Source organism: Rhodococcus sp. IEGM1428, from assembly GCF_050321865.1.
Taxonomy (GTDB): Bacteria; Actinomycetota; Actinomycetes; order Mycobacteriales; family Mycobacteriaceae; genus Rhodococcoides.
In genome coordinates this window covers 142,725-160,256 of record NZ_JBNQFW010000008.1, presented here as the reverse complement: position 1 = coordinate 160,256, position 17,532 = coordinate 142,725, and the positions used below count along the sequence as shown (strand labels likewise).

The 17,532-nt window shown below is 60.2% G+C and carries 13 protein-coding genes and 1 pseudogene; 8 read left to right on the top strand and 6 right to left on the bottom strand.

Annotation, left to right across the window (positions count from 1 at the left end):
* Positions 1–254: 254 nt before the first annotated feature.
* Positions 255–1,514, bottom strand: a complete 1,260-nt coding sequence (locus tag ACQR3T_RS26455) for an NAD(P)/FAD-dependent oxidoreductase (RefSeq protein WP_428695527.1) — start codon at positions 1,512–1,514, stop codon at positions 255–257.
* Between the two features lie 128 nt (positions 1,515–1,642).
* Here ACQR3T_RS26455 and ACQR3T_RS26450 point away from each other — a divergent pair, with 128 nt between their 5' ends.
* The 7 genes from ACQR3T_RS26450 (at position 1,643) to ACQR3T_RS26420 (ending at position 9,206) form a co-directional block, all read left to right on the top strand.
* Positions 1,643–2,233: a response regulator gene (locus tag ACQR3T_RS26450; protein ID WP_428695526.1), complete on the top strand. Its 591-nt coding sequence runs from the start codon at positions 1,643–1,645 to the stop codon at positions 2,231–2,233.
* A 164-nt stretch (positions 2,234–2,397) separates the two neighbouring features.
* On the top strand, positions 2,398–2,964 hold the full coding sequence (locus ACQR3T_RS26445) for a RidA family protein (RefSeq protein WP_428695525.1): 567 nt from the start codon (positions 2,398–2,400) through the stop codon (positions 2,962–2,964).
* Complete coding sequence (locus tag ACQR3T_RS26440) at positions 2,961–4,397, top strand: APC family permease (RefSeq protein WP_428695524.1); 1,437 nt, start codon at positions 2,961–2,963, stop codon at positions 4,395–4,397. Before ACQR3T_RS26445 ends, ACQR3T_RS26440 begins: the two co-directional genes overlap by 4 nt.
* Positions 4,398–5,569: 1,172 nt before the next feature.
* Positions 5,570–6,379, top strand: coding sequence for a DUF3658 domain-containing protein (locus ACQR3T_RS26435; protein WP_428695523.1), 810 nt, complete (start codon positions 5,570–5,572; stop codon positions 6,377–6,379).
* Complete coding sequence (locus ACQR3T_RS26430; RefSeq protein WP_428695541.1) at positions 6,376–7,173, top strand: AAA family ATPase; 798 nt, start codon at positions 6,376–6,378, stop codon at positions 7,171–7,173. The genes ACQR3T_RS26435 and ACQR3T_RS26430 overlap by 4 nt, the downstream gene beginning before the upstream one ends.
* Before the next feature lie 1,114 nt (positions 7,174–8,287).
* A complete protein-coding gene (locus ACQR3T_RS26425; protein WP_428695522.1) occupies positions 8,288–8,881 on the top strand; it encodes a hypothetical protein in 594 nt (197 codons plus the stop codon).
* The gene (locus tag ACQR3T_RS26420; RefSeq protein ID WP_428695521.1) at positions 8,874–9,206 is read left to right on the top strand and encodes a transcriptional regulator; all 333 of its coding nucleotides are present in this window, start codon (positions 8,874–8,876) and stop codon (positions 9,204–9,206) included. The genes ACQR3T_RS26425 and ACQR3T_RS26420 overlap by 8 nt, the downstream gene beginning before the upstream one ends.
* 28 nt (positions 9,207–9,234) lie before the next feature.
* Here ACQR3T_RS26420 and ACQR3T_RS26415 read toward each other — a convergent pair whose 3' ends face one another.
* From ACQR3T_RS26415 to ACQR3T_RS26395, 5 genes are all read right to left on the bottom strand, one after another.
* Complete coding sequence (locus tag ACQR3T_RS26415; protein WP_428695520.1) at positions 9,235–9,747, bottom strand: helix-turn-helix domain-containing protein; 513 nt, start codon at positions 9,745–9,747, stop codon at positions 9,235–9,237.
* A gap of 842 nt (positions 9,748–10,589) precedes the next feature.
* The gene (locus tag ACQR3T_RS26410; protein ID WP_428695519.1) at positions 10,590–11,402 is read right to left on the bottom strand and encodes a DUF6924 domain-containing protein; all 813 of its coding nucleotides are present in this window, start codon (positions 11,400–11,402) and stop codon (positions 10,590–10,592) included.
* 236 nt (positions 11,403–11,638) lie between these two features.
* On the bottom strand, positions 11,639–12,577 hold the full coding sequence (locus tag ACQR3T_RS26405; RefSeq protein WP_428695518.1) for a DUF2637 domain-containing protein: 939 nt from the start codon (positions 12,575–12,577) through the stop codon (positions 11,639–11,641).
* A gap of 90 nt (positions 12,578–12,667) precedes the next feature.
* Positions 12,668–13,135: a hypothetical protein gene (locus ACQR3T_RS26400; protein WP_428695517.1), complete on the bottom strand. Its 468-nt coding sequence runs from the start codon at positions 13,133–13,135 to the stop codon at positions 12,668–12,670.
* Between the two features lie 590 nt (positions 13,136–13,725).
* Positions 13,726–14,529, bottom strand: coding sequence for a ParA family protein (locus ACQR3T_RS26395; protein ID WP_428695516.1), 804 nt, complete (start codon positions 14,527–14,529; stop codon positions 13,726–13,728).
* Between the two features lie 1,465 nt (positions 14,530–15,994).
* Between ACQR3T_RS26395 and ACQR3T_RS26390 the strand changes: the two are divergent.
* A pseudogene (locus ACQR3T_RS26390) lies at positions 15,995–17,171 on the top strand (site-specific integrase).
* Positions 17,172–17,532: the final 361 nt, after the last annotated feature.

Here is a 17,532-nt window from a genome sequence, read left to right as displayed (position 1 = left end):
ACGGCGAGCTTCGCTACTGCCGGGGCGTCTCGCTCTTCCCATCGAGGGTGAGGTTGTTGTAGAGGGCGGGTCGTTTCAATCCTGTTTTCTTGCAGAGTGTTTCGATCTTGAACTGCCGCGTCTCGTACACCTGGAGTCGATTACACTGCCACTTCTTCACCGCTGGTGGACACAACGGCGAGCGTCGTGGTTATGCGGGATGAACGGTTCAGGCACCTCATGCCCCGCGCGATGACGGACCGAACCGACGCACCTCATACGGCTACGCGAATTGTCTCTCCATTCTTCGTGAAGCGGTCCGGATCGAGCAAGTGCAGATTCGCCGTCTCGTTCTCGACTTGCTCAGCGGAAATTTGATTTGCAATGATGCGCGCTGTAACGGGGGCCAATATCAGGCCCCACATGCCGTGACCCACCGCGACCGACAGATTTGCAACAACGGTCGAGGTTCCGATTGCAGGGACGCCGTCAGCGCTGCACGGTCTTTCGCCAGCCCACCGATCGATAACCGGTCGACCGGCGAGGCCAGGCACTGCTTGCACTGCGAGTTCCAACAGAGCGTCGGCTCGGCGCAGGTCTACTCGACGGCCCTCATCGCCGAACTCGATTGAGCCACAGACTCGTATCCGATCATCGAGTGGAGTTACGACGACACGGTTCTCTTTCAGCCGCACAGGCATGGACAGCAGGTCACGGGGGGCGGCGACGTCGATCACATATCCGCGGCCTCCGCGTAGAGGGAGTCGGAGACCGACCTGATGGGAAAGTTGTCCTGCAGTTACACCAGCGGCTAGAACTACGCGGTCCACTTCGATGGTGCCGGCATCCGTCTCGACGCTAACGATCGTGTTGTCTTGCTTGTTCAAACGAACAGCTTTGGTTGAGTGCATCACTGTAGCACCATGTTTCGCAGCGTCATCGAGCATGGCTTTGACGTAGCTGCGGCTCTCCACTACCCATTCTTCGGTGTGGTGCACCCCACCGATCGCTGCTGGGCCCAAGCCCGGCTCGATGGCGCGGAGGGAGCCTGCCGGCAACGAGCCAGCAGCTGTTCGTCGGTGGCGGCGCATGTACACATCGACCGCCCCGGTCTTCTTCAACGTCGGATTGAGCCCTTCGGCCGCTAGATCGCAATGGAGCTGCGCACTTTCAGTGGCGAGTTGTTTGAGGTAGTGCTCGATGTCCACCTTGCGCGGGAACGCTGACGAAGTCAGTTTGCCTAGCCACGGCAGAAGATCGAGTGAGGGACTGATGCGCACTGCTGGCGGACGTCGAACCATTTGTAGCGGCGCTTCGCGTAGCAGGCTCATCGTTGCCAGCGGACCGACGTGGCTTGGTGCGAGCAGGGACGCGTTTGCATACGAGCATCCACCGCCTATACCGGAAGCCTCGTCGATGATCGTGACGGTTTCGCCGCGAACAGCGAGCTCCCTGGCGATGCTGGCACCGACTACACCAGCGCCGATGACCAAAATTCCAGTGCGGTGAAGGACGTGCAAACGAGTTGGGGTCATGCTTAACATGGTAGAAATGGCGACTCGTACTATGCGTCCCCCTACCGGGAGGATCTTCGACAAGTCGGTAGAGCCAAGGCGCTGGTTCACCGCGCGAAGGGAACGAATTGTCTCCGATTACGACAGTCTTGCTCGTCGAAGATCACCCTGTTGTTCTTCGCGGGCTCCGGGCGGTCACCGACGAGCACGATGAGTTCGTTGTGGCGGGCGAGGCCTCCACCGCGGTTGAGGCACTCGAGCTGGCGAAGACCTTACGCCCTGACGTTGTGGTCTTGCCGGTGCGACTCGGGGGCACACACAGCGGCGTCGAGCTGTGCCGAGCGATCAAAACTGTCTGCCCGGCACGAGTGATCGTCTTTACCTCATTTACTCGGCATGTCGATATCCAAGTAGCGCTTCTGGCTGGTGCGGATGCACTTGTGAGTAAGACCGCCACCGGTGAGGCCTTCATTGGTGCGCTGCAGCAAGTCACCGCTGGCGTTCAGGCGCTTGTGCTCAGCCAAGACATCGTTTCGTGGTCGCAAGCGCGTCAGTTCGAGGGGTCGGAAAAGTTGACCGAGCGTGAAGACGAGATCCTGCAGCTAGTGACCGAGGGGCTGACCAATCCTGATATCGCGATACGTCTGTCTATCGAGATATCCACGGTGAAGACGCACGTCAGGAGCATCCTACGTAAGCTCAAACGAGATAGCCGACGAGATTTGTTTCGCTCGCGGTGATCGGTCGCCCGGATAAATATTGTCAACGACACCGGTGTTGACCTCGCTCGATGGCACACACTGTCTAGGGCGTTCGATATCCGTTCGGTGGGCACAGCCTGACCGGCGATCTCCTCCCCCTGGGGGGATCCGCCGCGTACAGGAACATCCCTAAGGTTCGATCTATGACTCAGAACACACTTCAGGTAGATGGACATCGAAGGCAAGAGGTGTCGGTGCCAGGCAGTGTCCCCCACGTTGCATCGGCCCGGCTGGCAGCTCTTGGAATCACGCTTCCCGAGCCCGTCAGCCCGTCGAAACTGTTTTCACCCGCTCAGCTCCATGACGGAATTGTCCGAACGTCGGGTCAGGTACCAGTTCGCAACGGAGTCCCGATCGCCCTCGGGGCCGTCGGCACCGTCGTGAGCTTCGAGATCGCTCAAGAATGCGCGCGCCAATGCGTTCTGAACGCCTTGGCTGCGATTTATGCCGAGATCGGCGATCTCGACCGCATCAAAGGGTTCATCAAACTGACCGTATTTGTCGCCAGCGGTGAGGGATTCTTCGGTCAACCCGCAGTAGCCGATGCAGCGTCTGCGTTCCTCATCGATGTCCTTGGACCTGCAGCGGGAATGCACACTCGCACAGCGGTCGGGGTGGTCTCACTCCCTCGAAATGTGCCCGTTGAGGTCGAAGTTGCCGCATCCGTGACGCCAGTGCGGGCGACATCAGAATCGAATCCGACACAATGACAGACCAGAGAAAAACTACCGAAACTACTTCCACCCAACCCGAACTCCGACGGGTAATGGGTCCGAAGCTACTACTGTTCTTCATTGTCGGTGACATACTCGGAACCGGTGTTTATGCGCTGACTGGTGCAGTTGCAGGCGAGGTCGGCGGTGCGGTCTGGGTTCCGTTCCTGATAGCTTCCATTGTAGCGATGATCACCGCTTTTTCCTATCTCGAACTCGTCACACGCTACCCACAGGCCGCGGGCGCTGCACTGTATGTACACAAAGCGTTCGGTGTGCACATATTGACTTTCTTGGTGGCCTTCGCAGTGATGTGCTCAGGCATCACCTCCGCCTCCACCGCTGCCAACGCTTTCGCAGGGTTTGTCAATGATGCATTCAATTTCGGCTTGCAACCCGGCGGCAACGGCATTCTGCTCGTGGCGCTCGGATTCATGGCCTTAGTAGCCGTAGTAAATCATCGAGGCGTAAGCGAAAGCGTGAAAGCAAATATTGTTCTCACGACCGTCGAACTCTCCGGCCTTCTTCTTGTGATCCTAGTGTGCGCGTGGGCCATTTTTGGCGACAACGCCGACTTGGGGCGCGTTGTCTTATTCGAGACCAGCACTGACAAGAACGTTTTTCTCGCAATCACGGCTGGAGCGTCGCTTGCTTTTTTCGCCATGGTCGGTTTCGAGGATTCCGTTAATATGGCAGAAGAATGTAAAGATCCCGTCCGCGACTTTCCCCGAACGATGCTGACCGGCATTACTGTCACCGGAGTGATCTACGTTCTGGTGGCAGTCGGTGCCGTCGCCGTTGTCCCAGTCGGTGAGTTGACCAATCCCGCAAACGGCTCTGCCTTGGTTCAAGTCATGGCCAAAGGCGCTCCAGGTATGCCATTCGCAGATATATTCCCGTTCATCGCCATGTTTGCCGTTGCCAACTCCGCGCTGATAAATATGATGATGGCCAGTCGACTGCTTTACGGCCTCTCACGCCAGGGCGTGCTTCCACGATGGCTCGGCTCAGTACACCGTGACCGTCAAACACCCGGCACAGCGATCCTTGGAACCACCTTGATCTCGTTCGCACTCATCACGTTCGTCGTCAAGTTTTTCGACGCCGACGCAATCGCTTTATTGGGCGGGACCACCGCACTGCTGCTGTTATGCGTCTTCGCTCTTGTGCACGTTGCACTCATCATCATCCGTCGACGTCCATATGACGGCAAAACGTTCCGTGCACCCAGGATTATGCCTTACGTAGGCGCGGTGACGTGCGTCTCGCTCGCCGGCCCCTGGGCTCGCAGCGATTCACAACAACAGCAATACCTCGTCGCCGGCGGACTACTTTTGGCGGGCCTCATCTTATGGCTCATCACTAAAATAATGACGCGCGCAACAACACTCAAGACCACATCCAATGAGGCAGCTGGCACGAAGGAGTGACAGCGGCCACGACTAGAGCATCCGGCGGAACCCTTCGGCACCCACCGGAACACGGGCCCCAATCATGTGATCGGGCATCGGCGCGGTAGTAGCACTCGGCGCAGCGGAGCTCAGTTCGGTGGACACCGCAGGTGGCCTGCACGGCCGAGAGGCGGAACACCAGAATCAGTCGTCGACGCTGGCGGTGTGGCCACCTCCTGGTCGTGCAGCTCGCGGGTAATTGTGCGGGAAACGGCGGATATCAGCAACGCTTGGCGTCGCGGCAGCGCAAGGGCCGATAGCGGGGGTTGTCGGTGAGATCGTCCGCGCTCTCGCCGACATCCTGACCTACACCGCCGGCGTGCGCGCATCGGTCATCGGTGCGCATCGCTCCGAAGAGGGCGAGCTGGTGTCAGGGTTCGGCAAGTCTGATTCGAGGAACGCCAGAAGTTCTGTCAACACTTTGTCCGCACGGGCTTCGACATCGTCGAGTAAGGATTCGAAGTCACCGAGAAGATCGTGAGCGTTTCTGCGCGCGAGTGTTCCGCGTTCGTAATAGCCGGAATCGAGTACGGCCGTCGATGCAGGTTCCAGAGCGGCCTGCGGTTCCGGACGCCGGGTCTGCACGCGAGGTTGCAGGTGAGTAGGCGCTCTGTACCGATACCTGAAGTAGCGCTAGCAACAACGGTATGTGATTGCCGCAGTAGAGTTTCACGATGCCGACTCGCCCATGGAATGCTTCACCAGCGACCGGCTTGTCAGCTCCTTCGGAGGCCGATCGCCTATGCGTAGCGGCTGCCGAACAGGTCGTTGATCAGCGCACCGGGTCGGTACATCGGCGCACGATGCTTGTGTTCATGGTTTTCGCAGTGATGGCGATAAGTGCGTGCTCGTTGGCGCGCGGGCCTGCTCCGGTGCGTGAGAGCGCTGAGATCGTCGACGGGCCTGTCTGTCGAATGCCTTATCAGGCAGTGTTTCTCGGGCTGGCGCTCCCTGATGAGCTGGTGCCGCAAGTCGAATCCCAGGCAGGTGTCGTCCCCGAAGATTTCAGGCCGGTTTCTGCTGTCATGTGCGGTGAAGTCCTCGCCCCGTCCGTGTCCGCCGAGTTGACCACGACCTTTACCGAGACCCATTGGCTGACGACCCCTCTTGAGAACTCGACATTGCCTGTGCTGTCGGATAAGACAGTAGGTATGACAGCACAGCACATCGCGCCCAGCTATTCGGCGGGCGTAGCGATACGCGCCGCACTGTCCGATGCAAGGATCGAAGGTGCGGTCCTGATCAACGACGACGATCTGAGTCACGGCCCGATCGACTCAGTAGCGTTGCACAGGAATCAATTTCGGTGGATGGTCAGCTATGTCGATGTACACGATGAGCACTCAAATCACACCGGATGGCTTCCGGCCGATGACCTGCGGAATACGCTCTCGGCCAACGCTGAGGCCCGGCCGATCCTGTGGGTCAGCCGGACCTCAGCACAGGAGGTGATCTTTCAGCTGCACTTCGCCTCCCTCGCTACTGATTTCCCCTGGTCCGCCATAGACGTCTCCGACGTTCGTGGCGACGGGAGCAGCGATCGCCCTAGCCACGGTAGCGCCGGAAGCTCTGCCGCCGAATCGGTTGCGGCGTCGCATCCCTCTGGACTGCGATCGTTGTTCGGTACCGAGCAACCAGTAAGCCGACACGACGTCGAGGAAATGGTCGAACGATGGAGCAAACTGCAGGCCGATAACGCGCCATTGCGGGTGCTCACCGACGATGGACTGCTGTCGGTGTCCGCGGACTACTTCGACAGAGCACTGATCGAGCACACCTCCCCTACCGCACCGACTCCCATGGCACGCGTCATTGCCGACACCATGGGTTCGCAGCAGTTCCCAGTGGCGGACCACGTGCTGCATCGCAGGCTGATCACCTTGGTCGAGAACGGCACTATGACTGCCGAAGGCCCCCCACTCAACATGGGGTCGTGCCGTATATCCCGCGCGAGACGATGAGCCACCCTTCTTCGATCTTCCGCGGGAGCGGCGAACCGGCTGCTGCGCGGTTTGTGCGCCACATTCGAGTCGACTCACACTCAACTACCGAGACTTATCCGTTTTCTCTTCCGGCGATCAGCTATCTCCGCCGAGCGGGGGGACTTCCGTTGCACGGAGGTGTCACCTTCTTGGTCGGTGAGAACGGAAGCGGAAAATCCACACTCCTCGAGGCCGTCGCAGTCGCTGCGGGGATGAATCCTGAAGGCGGGAGCCAAAACTACCGATTCTCGACACGGTCCAGCGAATCCTCTCTCAGCGACCACATCACTGTTGTGTGGGGCACCGAGAAGCCGCGTAGCCGGTTCTTTCTACGTGCAGAGACGTACTACAACGTCGCCACCGAAACCGAGAAGCTCGGACCGGACCAGGTCGCCGCCCTCGGTGGGACTTCTCCGCACGAGCGGTCCCACGGTGAGTCGTTCATCGATCTGATGATGCACCGATTCCACCCCAACGGTCTGTATCTACTGGATGAACCCGAAGCGGCACTGTCCCCCCAAGCATGCCTGGCCGTGCTCACACGACTGGCCGACCTTGTCGCGCTCCGATGCCAGGTCGTGATCGCCACCCACTCACCGATCCTGCTTGCGCTACCAGGTGCCGAGATCTACGAGATCTCCGACGATGGCGCTATCGCGCTCACCGACTACGATGACGCACAGCCAGTTCGGCTGACCCGGAGTTTTCTCAGCAATCCCGAACGCTATTTACGCCACTTGACCAGCACTGACCACAGTCCTGACGACGTCTGATCATTGGGTCAAAACCGGACCGCTGGCAACCTCTTTGACGAAGAAAACCAGATAGCGCTTTTGGCCGCCCATCTGTAGCTTCCCGCGGCCGGTGTCGTCCGAAGCAAGGCCCGCGACCCTGCATCGCCGCAGACTGACCAGGACATGCGTTTTAGTGCCGACGACTTTGGAGTCACACGGCCGACCATCCACCGCCACCTGCAGCCTGCGCCGCCGCGGTGAGCCGCAAGCCACAGGATCTACCAGCGCAAAGATGGTGCCACTGCCACAGGCCAGCGGTGTCCATTTCGCCGACCTGCGGCAGTCACAGGAGTACAGATAGTTGACCAAGATGGACGGGCTACACGATCGTGCAAGCTGTTCCGAGTCGTATGCCACCCTCCCACAATGTGTGGCATACGCTTGATACTGCCGAGAAATACGACCGCCCGACATTGCGTTGATCACTGTGCCGGTAGCCAGCTGGGGAGTAGTGATTGTCCTCCGCCACCGTATTGCCCAAGTTATTGAGCATGCGGACCTGCATTCGTGCATTCCCTACTCCTGGAACGCTATTGAAGCCCACGCTGTAAGTGAACGATTGCGCGCTGAACTTTCCCGTAATGTTGGCGGAAATGGTTCCAGCGCAGTTCTGAATACACGTGACTCCGAGCGGTTGCACATCAGGTCCACCCTGAGTCTCGGACTGCGTCTGAGGGGCGGGCGCGGGTGCCACAGCTTCCTGCGCAATCGCAGGACTGCCGACCAACCCGATGCCGGCAGCCATGGCGACTACTGCAACTGTCTTGCGCATTTTGATGAACCTCCGAGTTGGTGGGGTGTCCCGAGGACGTGTCAGCGCGGCGAGCCCGCGCTCGAACGAGTCTTTCTCTGAGCTTTGTGGTGCTGTCATAACGATTGATGATCAGCGTGGATCTCGCACCCGCTACTGGTACTTGTGTCCCACCTTGGGACACCATCTATAGGCGGTGTACTCAACCCAGGCAGCTGAATACGTCCTGCCGGAACATGTCTCGGGGATGAAACGCCCCGCCCCGCTTCGGACCGAACAGGGTCGCAGTGCCGACCCTTCAGTACTTGACCGCAGCTCACTCTGCAGTGCAGAGTGAGCTGTATGGCAACTCCCAGTAACTCCACGGCCGCGCTTGCCGATGGATTGGCGATGGCACGACGAGCCCGTGCGGCTCGCCGAGTCGGGTCGACGAACCTGACGATGCTTGGCGTTGGCGCTCTGGTGATTGGATTGTCGATTCTGGCGACACACTCGCAGTTCAGCGGGTGGATTCAGGTATTGACGGTTCCCGTCGTCTTCCTAGTCTTGTGGGTCATTGTCTACCGACAATCAACCTCTGCCGGGGTCCGGCGACGCGGCGTCGGCTACTACGTGATCGCCTTGGTTGCAGCCTTCTCCATATTCTTCGGCCTGTTACCGTTGTCCCACAGCATTGGCGCATTGACGTTACTGGGTGCAGGATTCCTCATCATTGGGGTGAGAGAAAGAAGCTGGCCTGTCTGGGCGACGGCACTCACCGCGATCATCGTTGGACTTATCACGTCCAGCGGAACGATACGTCGAATCGTTGGTCTGGATGAGACCCCAACGAGCGTTGCTTCTTCTGCTGTGGCCGTGTTGATTCTCGCGGTTGTTGCAGTAACTGGAGCTGCTTGGCTTCGAGTAGCCGAAAACCACGAGTTGCGCGGTGCCTAGTTCCTCCGACTCCCATCCCTTTACCAGCCTTGACGACGCCGTCCATCAGCGAGTTCGCCTGGCGGTTATGGCAATTCTCAGCGGCGGCATAGACGTAGAGTTCTCATACTTGCGCGCCACCTTGGGATTGACCGATGGAAATCTGGGACGCCATCTTGAGTTGCTTGCCAGGCACGGCTACGTCTCCGTCCGAAAAACGTCGTTGGGCAAGCGTTCTCGGTCCTGGATTCAACTGACACCGGCCGGCGAAGCCGCACTTTCCGCCGAAGCGGAAGTGTTACGGGCCATCGTGGCCACCATCGATGGATCTAAATCCGGTTCTTGACAAGCGCGTGCATTTCAAGGCCGGTTCGTCACCTCCACTCGAGGCCATAGACCGTTAGCTTGCGGTAGAGCGCTGAGCGCGAAATACCGAGTAGGCTAGCGGTTTTGACTCTGTTTCCGTTGGCGAAGTCGAGAACCTTGACTATCTGATTTCGGATGGCTAGATCAAGGGAGTGTTCAACCGGCGCTCTGGGGTCATCACTGTCGGCCACCGCCGGATCTAGACCGCCGCCAGTTCTTACACGCTCCACACGGGCGATCCGGCCCACTCTAGCTCCGTTCGATGAGATGCTCTTTGTATCGAGACGAAACGTGCATGCTGTCCCATTGAAACGACACTCGCTCGATCCGTCGGGGACGTCGGATCGACGAATGTATTCCCAGCAGCAAGCGATTTCCGCTGGTGAAAGCTTTAGACCTGCTTCGATGTTGGCCAAGGTAGCCAACCCACCAACGGCAATGACGGGGCTGTATCCACCGTGCACGTCGTAGCTAGCAGCAAGGAACTCCCCCAGGATCAGGTGGTGTACGTCGATGTTCATCCTTCATCACCACCCCGGAGTCTTGGCATATAGGACATAGATTGAACTTGGCGCATCGCGTGGAATCGACCGCAGTGGTGACTGGTCTGTCGCGCACCACGCGCCCACTTGCCACGACCGGTCGTGGCGGCACTCTCCAGAAAGTAAAGCATTGACCAACAGTAGTTAATATGTACCGTACGGTCGGGTTCCAATCATTACGACTTCATCACTTTCGTTACGGGGCGCTGAACCCCGAGGAGGAGGCGCGCCACCAAACGCACTCCTGACACGGGTGTCACAAACGTTCGTTTTTGTCACGTTCACTTCCAGGGCTGCTTCCACCCCGCAGCCCACTTACCCGGCTGTGACCGCATCTCCACGACAGGTCCGGAATTTCGATCCGGTCGCCGCCGGGCAGGGCGTGCGTTGGCGTACTACCCTCAGGCTCTACACCACGAGAGGAGGTTGCCGGCGTGAGCGACATTGGCCAACTGATTGTTGAAGAGCTCAGCGCTGAACAGGCGCGCGAAGAGATAGGAGTCAGGACGCTCGCCGCTTGGCGCACCCTTCTAGAACAGTCGGGTGGTGTGGTGCCTGGCCCTGAGGGCAGCACGCACACGGTGTCCTTAGCGCCGTGGAAGGAAGCACCACCGAACACCCTGCTGAAGATCGTTGTGCGTTGGGTCGACCCAGTCGCGTCGGTACATACGACGAGGGTTAGTCCCCGAGCACGTAATCCGATCCTCGACCTACGGTGTGCTCGCCCCGAATAGTGTTCGGTGATAGCGACCAGCAGTCACCAAGACCGGCGTTGCCGGGGCGGTGGTGCCGCCCAAGCACTTTGAGAGTGACCGCCTCGCTCAGGTGGGCGTCCGCCGGGGTGGATGCCCCATCGCCAAAACCGCGACCGGTGCCAGGGAAACAGGGTCTACCCACGCGCTGCAGTAACCACCGACGCGATCGCGAATACTCGCGGCGGGGATCGCGAATCCGATGGCTGCGCCGCCACCGGCGAGAGCCGCGATCGACTCGCCCAGTCCGATCACCCACGAGTTGTACCGGTACTCGTTGCGTTGCTGCTGACCGAGCAACTCGGCCTGACCCACTGCGACGTTCGGGATGTAGTTCCCGTCCACCTCCGGTCGAGGCCACTGCTCCAGCGAGGCGCGGTACACCTCGATCGCCTCCGGCGACAGCGAGGACTGCTCGATGGCGTCGAGCAGTGCTGCCGTGGACGGAGTGCGTGTCGTAGCCGGTGGCTCGAATCCGCGAAACACCCCATCCGCACCGGCCGCCGACGAGAAGTCCTCGAAGTCCATGTTCGCCAACGACAGGTTGTTCTCCACCGACGCCATCTGCGACGGATGCACCCGGAAACTCGGGTAGCCCGACGAACCGTCTGCGGTGTCCACGGCAAGGATCGCGTGTTCCGGATCGGTGATCGTCGCAGCGTCGGCGAGAAACACGTAGTACGGCGGCGGGGACCCGATGATCACGGCCAACTCGCCGAGCGTGAGTCGGTCGAACTCCGCGTCGTCGACCACGGTCAAACCGGCGAGAAACCCCTCATCTGTCGGCTGCGTCGCCGCCTCGACAGTGTCACTCCATCGGGCGTCGTCGGAGAAGTCTGTGCGGATCAACAATGATTGCCCGTCGGGCAGTTCTCGCGTCATGTCCGCACTATAGGACGCACGGGCGGTACATCGCATCGAGTCGTGAACCATCGACGGACGCGCACGACATGACGATGTCTCACTCCCGCAGCGGGTCACACAATCCAACGCGACACTTACAGACGCCGCCCGCATGTGGGCAGGGATCGCGATGCTCGTGATCACCGAGTCAGGCGTGAATTCTGTTGCCGTTCAGTTCAGTACGTCGGCACTTGTTCTGGCGGAGCGCTCTTCGGTCACCACGTCGCGCCCGCGTAGTCACGACCGGCAGCTATCGAGTCGTAGTCGTCCGCGTCGTATCCCGAACTCGCTTCGATGGCGTCGTCGGCGCTGTGGTCGCCATCGACGTCGGTGGTGGCGCTGTGCGCCTGGTCAGCTGCGACGGTGGGGGCTGCGGTGCTGCGTTCCGCGGCGATGTTCTGCTGGACCTGTGTCCAGGTCTTGATGTGCCGCGAGACAGTCGAGGTGTGGAGCTCGAGATGGCGTGCGATATCACTGAATGACCAGTCGGGGTTTGCGAGGTAGAGATGGACACTGGTCCACACGGCGGGCTTGAGCAGGCCGTTGTCCAAGTCTTCCTCCACTCCCACTGCCTCGAAAGGCCGCGATGCAGGGTGCTCGACGGCGGGATCCGGTGCGTCGGCAATGGAGGCCGGCCCGGTCGAAGCATCATCGCCTGCAACCGGTGCCGCAATGATGATGCGTCGACGCGGAGCACTGATAGCGACGGACATCATCTCGCCCATGGTCATCACCATCAGCGGAGCGAGGGCACCCATCATGGCGGCAACGGCCGCATTCAGGTCGGTGACGGTGAGGACGGCGTGGTAAGCGTTTCCTGCCATGCTGGCCACTCCAGCGAGGGCAAAGACGGCGATGATGAATCGGCGGCCGCGAACGGTGGCGCGGTCTGTGTGCTGGGACAACGCGATACGGAAGATGCTGGCCGCCAGGATCGGTCCGTCGAGCACGACCGGTATGACCCACGCGGAATCGCGCAGCCCGGCCATGGACCCCAGGTCGAGAAGGGTGGTGAAGCTCAGCTTGAAACTGGACGCGGTAACCGCGAAGGCGACGATCAATCCGATGACGAGCGCCCAGCTGATGACAGCAGGGTGGATCTCCCGGGTGTCCTCGGTGGTGTTCTGATCAGGGTGAGTATTAGCGTTGTGCATTGATCGCAGGTCCGTTCTGTGATCGACCGGCCCCGGCGGTGTTCCAGCACTGCCGGGGCCTTTTGTGGCCGGATGGGGTACTTGATGTGCTCACAAGCGGTCGCGGAGATCCGCGAACCGCTGCGCCGCTGCGTTCAGGTCTGGTAGCTCGATGTCGTACCGAAGTCGTTCCAGTGCATCGACTTCCGTGTAGTCAAGGTCAGCAAGCTTTCTCATGTCCTGGAGCAGGACAGCTACCGTGAGGTGTTGGCCTGTTGACCATGCGGGCCAGGGTTCGCCGAGTTCGTTATAGGTGCGGGCGAACTGGGCTTTTTCGAGCGAGTCGGTGGCGTAGCGATCGGCGGGGGCGGTGATCATCGGGAGTCGGCTCCTGGTCGTCGCGGTGCGGGAGGGAATGGCGTCACGCTGCTCGCGGGCCCGGATGAGTGCGGCGTAGACGGCCGATCGGCTCAACCCGTACAGCTCCATGAGTTTCACGGCACCGAATTCGCCGGATTCGTAGTCCTTGAGAAGGCGTTCGTGTTGCAGTGCAGTGAGTTTGGGCTTGCGGCCGGTCATTCGGCCCTGCTCTTTAGCGATTGCGACGCCCTCGCGAGTGCGAGCGCGCCTCGTTGGGGTGCCTGAAGTCTCGGCCCCGCCGCAGGTCTGCCATCGCGCACATGTACACGACTGAATGGTGATGGGTGGCCAAAAGGGCTGTGCTAGCAACGCTAGCTAGCACAGCAAGCGGGCATCCTCTCATTCAGCGGTCTAGATGCCCCGCTTGTCGAGGTACTCACAGAGCGCTGCGTCGGTCAAGGAAGCAATACTGATTGATCGGTCCCCTGTCTCGTACCGCAGCCTGTCGACGGCTCTGTTCAAACGAAGCTTGGTCGAACTCCGTATCCGCACATTGTGCTGCTCAGTGAATTTTTCCGCGCCTGGTCCTGCCGCCGGCCGCGCATTGTGCGGAGCCGAAGGTTCGTTCGATGCCGGAAGAATGGGCTCGTTTGTCCGTCCGATACCGCCAGCACTGGTCGAAACGTCGACGCTCGGCGACCCGGTTGATTCTTGCTGTGCTTCGTGCCCAACGCGCCGGGGTGAAACGGCCGGTCGCGAAGGGAGGTCTGCAGCCGGGTGGCGGCGGATGGCGGGTTCGCGTTGTGCGTTCATGCGGCAGGCTCTCCTACAAGATCGATAGACAGTTCTTTTAGCAGGGCGTCGTAGGCGACTTGCAGATCTATCGCTCGGCCTCCCTTGTAAGAATGGATGGGGGTGTGGCTGCTATGAGCGTCTTGGCGCGCCGCCAGCTCCGGGATCCCCGCTCTTGCAACCAATTCGCCGTATGCAGCACGCAACTCGTCCTCGCGATACTGATGCTCCGAGGTCCTTCGTTTCTTCGACAAGACAATCTTCTCAAGTTCGAGACGAGGGTTCGCACGCCGCTTGACGTTGGTGATGGTTTCCTCAACCTTGGTAATCGCTCGCACGCTGTCGATGGTGGGTTCGGTGACCGCAATGACTGAGTCGCAGGCGCAGAGGACCGCGAAAAGTAACTTTCCAAGCGACGGCGGGCAGTCGATGAAGACTGCACTGTAAGGCGACAGATCGACACCCTCAAGCGCGATATCTAACCGAAAGATCAGGTCGTTTGCGCCGTCAGCCTCAAGATTGGCGAGGCTCTGAGTCGCCGCGATCAGGTCGACCCGATCCCATTCGGTTGCTACTACCGCATCCGCTGCCGCGCCCTCGCCAGTGACCGACATCAGGTCGAAGGTAGTTCGCATGTCGTCCTCAACGTCGACTCCCAGACCGGTCGTCGCGTTGGCCTGAGGATCCATATCGATGACAAGGACGTGTTTGCCCTTGTCTGCCAATGCACTCGCCAGTCCGAGTGTTGTCGCTGTCTTCCCAACCCCACCCTTCTGGTTGCATATGGCGAACTTCCTGGGTTGCTTCGACGACGTCGACACTGGGATTCGCGTTCCTTTCTGTGTTCGAGGATCAAGGCCCTGGACCTATGCCCTTCAAGCCTTCAGGCTCGCTACGCTATAACCAATTGCTTCGTGTGCTGCGTTAACACGCGGAGCGAAGCTTGCGACGAGCGCTCTGCTCACTTGCGTTGCTAGCTTCGCTTGTCTCGCACTGTTTGCACGCCGAGCTGCAGTACCTTGCATATCTAGCCAAGTGTCGCTAGCTAAGAAAGACACGCAACCTAGACCAGCAACGCTCACTTACTTCGCTATCAAAGCTTGTGTAGCACTTGCAACTAGCACAGCACACTTATCACGCGTTGCTTTGCTAGCTACGTCAGCTACATTAGCGCACTTTCATCGCTCCGCACGCTCTGAGTCCTGTGCTAGCTCTGCTAGCTATCCTTGCACTCGTACTTAACCAATTTCGGCGCAATAGAACACGCCTGGAGCGAACCCGGTTAACTGACCGTTCTGCACGCAGCCGCAAATCGCATGCAACGGCCCCGACCACGACAAATAGCAATGCTAGATGGACTAGCACTCGCATATACCGAAGCCCAAGAGGGCCCGTAGAGAGCTGGCGTTGCAGAGTTTTGCAACACCTTGCTCCACGCAGCGCGTCAGCCGAATGTCGCCGGACCCTCTGGTCGGCGGACTGCATTCAGAGGCGACATCAGTACGACAGACTGCGCCAGGCAGCAACATCGCAGCCCAAATGATCGCGACCGTGCACGGTGATCCCGTACGGATTGGGTGCTTTGTTCAACCCGACCTGTGCGAAATGATACTCGGGGTTTACGCCTCTAGCGTTGCTCGCACTGCTAGCTATCATCACTAGCACTGTCGCCAACACAACAGGTTGGACGATCGTCCCACCCGATGATGACCGATAGGACGTCGCGCGACCCGTTGGCTGCAACTGACTCCCTGCGGCGAGTTCAGCGTCGAGTATGGAAAGTTGACGGTTGGCGGGTATGCACAAGCGCCTTCGGCACCATTTGACAAGGTGCGCGACGTGCGCCAGGCCGACCCCAAGACACGAGAGCTGCACCGCGCGGCTGTTCCTGTCTAGGTCGTAGGAACGGCCGGAAACACTGCGCCCGAACGCAGCCAAGGAGTCGGTGGAATACCGGAGTAACCGGCCAGCCCCACGACCACGAGGAAATCCCACCGTTCGAGGGCCCCAAATGCAGATGCGGAACTGCCGGTAGTTGTACCCACCGGGGGAGGCAACGACCGCCATGATCACCTGGTGCAGCCCCGGGCCAGATCAAACTGGGGGTCTACTACGGCGGCTTTTTCAAGTTGAGCAGCAGGGTCATTCTTACCGCATTCGTTGTCACCCAGAGTTTCATGGAATAGACCCATGTAAATTGCATTTTCCGCACCATCTAGGCCAAACCGCCAGCTCAGCACAGTTTTGCTCTGCAGGCATGTCGGTGACCTGCGCTAGGCTGCCGATATGGACTTCCACCCATGCCGAACACCTGCCGTGACCAACATTGCGGGCACTGCCGACGCTGGCAGGTCGATCGCGGTCGAACCGGAGATCCCACCCGCCGTCGCGAAGCGGATCGCGGCCGCCGTGCAGTCCTCCAGGTCCGAGGGAACCCGCAAGACCTACGCCGCGGCGTGGCGACGCTTCACCAGCTGGTGCGAGACGAATGGTCACGTGACGCTTCCAGCACACCCCATCACCGTCGCCGCCTACCTCGTCGACGCCGCCGACACCCGAACCGAAACAGGGGAGCGGGCGTACGCCGTCGCCACCTTCGGTACCTGGATCGCCGCGATCAACCACCGACACCGCACCACCGGGCATCTGTCGCCGTCAGCCCACGAACTCGTCACCGCGACACTGTCCGGAATTCGGCGTGAGTATGCCGCGGCGGGGGACCGCCCCCGTACCCCACGAGACCCGTTGCTCGTCGAGGACATCAAACTCCTCGTCGAGACGGCACGGGACCGATTGCCGAGGCTGGGCCGACGAGGTCCTCGAACGTCGCGACTCCGCAATTCTGCTCCTCGGGTTCGCTGGCGCATTCCGGCGCAGCGAACTCTCCGACCTCGTGTGTGGCGACATCACCGTGCACCGGCACGACGGATTGCATGTGCGGCTGCGGAAGTCGAAGACCGACCAAGAGGGCAGGGGAGCAACGAAGGCCCTGCCGTACACAGACTCCCACGAGACCTGCCCACCGTGCGCCTACGTCCGCTGGGTGCAGGTCGTGGCTGCGTTCGACGCCGGTGGCCGTCCGTCCGTGATCCGCCTACTCCGGAAGCGAGAACCGTTCGACGCTCACGTGTGCCGTGGGGGAGTGCCGCGCACCGCCGCCCGGTCACCGCTGCTCCGGGCAGTCTCTAAGAACGGTAACCTCGGCGAAACTGCGTTGTCCGGGGCCGCGATACATCAGACCGTCCGTCGCCGAGCCGAACACGCCGGCTTCGACCCCACCGCTCTCGCGAAGCTGGGCGGGCATTCGCTCCGCGCCGGCTTCGTCACTCAAGGCACCCGCAACGGTGCCGATGGATCCGCCATCGCCCGGCAGACCGGCCACGCCAGCCTCGACTCTGTCGAGGTGTACCGGCGCGAGCATGCGCCACTGATCGGCAACGCCGTCAACGAGATTGGACTGTAGGAACAGTCGGTCGGCCATGCTTGACGGAACAATCGCCGGGTGACGAGTAGTAGTTACAAGCAAGGGCAGGCCTGGTCACAGTCTTTGTGTAAAGAACGCATTTAGTGAGTAGGTGCACGCCAACAACGCTGGCTGACTGTAGCGGCGCCCTAACCTACTTGCTCTTGTCCTTAGAGGCCGCAGGCTGGCGGACGAAACGGTTAGCTGGGTTCGTTGCGACAAACTTCCCAGTCTTTGCGCTGCGAGTAGTTGTGTTGCTCACGCGGAACGTGTTGGCCGAGACCTCACGCACAGTCGTGCGTGGTGTTGATTTCACCTGTTCACCCCACGTTCATCCAGTAGCGATGTGTACCACTCAAGC

What these genes read in the sequence shown, in the direction of transcription:
- ACQR3T_RS26415 (WP_428695520.1), bottom strand. Translation starts at nt 9,747, where the DNA reads ATGAACATCGACGTACACCACCTGATCCTGGGGGAGTTCCTTGCTGCT.
- ACQR3T_RS26430 (WP_428695541.1), top strand. Translation starts at nt 6,376, where the DNA reads ATGAGCCACCCTTCTTCGATCTTCCGCGGGAGCGGCGAACCGGCTGCT.
- ACQR3T_RS26455 (WP_428695527.1), bottom strand. Translation starts at nt 1,514, where the DNA reads ATGACCCCAACTCGTTTGCACGTCCTTCACCGCACTGGAATTTTGGTC.
- ACQR3T_RS26445 (WP_428695525.1), top strand. Translation starts at nt 2,398, where the DNA reads ATGACTCAGAACACACTTCAGGTAGATGGACATCGAAGGCAAGAGGTG.
- ACQR3T_RS26400 (WP_428695517.1), bottom strand. Translation starts at nt 13,135, where the DNA reads ATGACCGGCCGCAAGCCCAAACTCACTGCACTGCAACACGAACGCCTT.
- ACQR3T_RS26410 (WP_428695519.1), bottom strand. Translation starts at nt 11,402, where the DNA reads ATGACGCGAGAACTGCCCGACGGGCAATCATTGTTGATCCGCACAGAC.
- ACQR3T_RS26440 (WP_428695524.1), top strand. Translation starts at nt 2,961, where the DNA reads ATGACAGACCAGAGAAAAACTACCGAAACTACTTCCACCCAACCCGAA.
- ACQR3T_RS26425 (WP_428695522.1), top strand. Translation starts at nt 8,288, where the DNA reads ATGGCAACTCCCAGTAACTCCACGGCCGCGCTTGCCGATGGATTGGCG.
- ACQR3T_RS26405 (WP_428695518.1), bottom strand. Translation starts at nt 12,577, where the DNA reads ATGCACAACGCTAATACTCACCCTGATCAGAACACCACCGAGGACACC.
- ACQR3T_RS26435 (WP_428695523.1), top strand. Translation starts at nt 5,570, where the DNA reads ATGACAGCACAGCACATCGCGCCCAGCTATTCGGCGGGCGTAGCGATA.